This is a genomic window from Halomonas sp. ATBC28, from assembly GCF_005937175.1.
Classification (GTDB): domain Bacteria; phylum Pseudomonadota; class Gammaproteobacteria; order Pseudomonadales; family Halomonadaceae; genus Vreelandella; species Vreelandella titanicae.
Map to the genome: position 1 here is coordinate 1 of NZ_VCQL01000084.1, position 559 is coordinate 559.

General features: G+C 54.9%; 1 protein-coding gene and 1 pseudogene. Both read left to right on the forward strand.

Translation table 11 applies throughout. The features are described 5' to 3' along the window. Positions 1 to 332: pseudogene (locus tag E0L35_RS26975) on the forward strand (tRNA (guanosine(46)-N7)-methyltransferase TrmB); the annotation flags it as partial. Then, on the forward strand, positions 278 to 559 hold a 282-nt coding region (gene trmB, locus E0L35_RS26980), incomplete at its 3' end, for a tRNA (guanosine(46)-N7)-methyltransferase TrmB (RefSeq protein WP_349304659.1). The pseudogene E0L35_RS26975 and the gene trmB, both read left to right, overlap by 55 nt.

Sequence of the window (559 nt, forward strand, 5' to 3'; positions counted from 1 at the left end):
AAAACGACGTCATTTCACCGGAATTTGATGAAAACGGCCGCCCACTGCGCCGTATCCGTAGTTTTGTGCGCCGCCAGGGGCGACTGACCAAAGGCCAGGAACATGCGCTGGAAAACTACTGGCCGGTGATGGGCGTTGAGTTCAGCGAAGATATGCTGGATTTCCCCGCGCTTTTTGGCCGTGAAGCGCCGGTGACGCTTGAGATTGGTTTTGGCATGGGGGCGTCGCTGGTGGCAATGGCTAAGATCGCCCTGAGCAGGACTTCCTCGGCATTGAAGTGCATTCACCGGGCGTTGGTGCGTGCCTGGCTTCTGCGCATGAAGAAGGTTTAAGCAACCTGCGCGTGATGTGTCACGATGCGGTTGAAGTGCTGCATAAAATGATTCCTGACAATTCATTGCGCATGGTGCAGCTCTTTTTCCCTGACCCGTGGCACAAAGCGCGCCATAATAAACGCCGTATCGTTCAGGTGCCGTTTGCCGAACTGGTAAAAAGCAAACTGCAGCTGGGGGGCGTATTCCATATGGCGACCGACTGGGAACCTTATGCGGAACATATG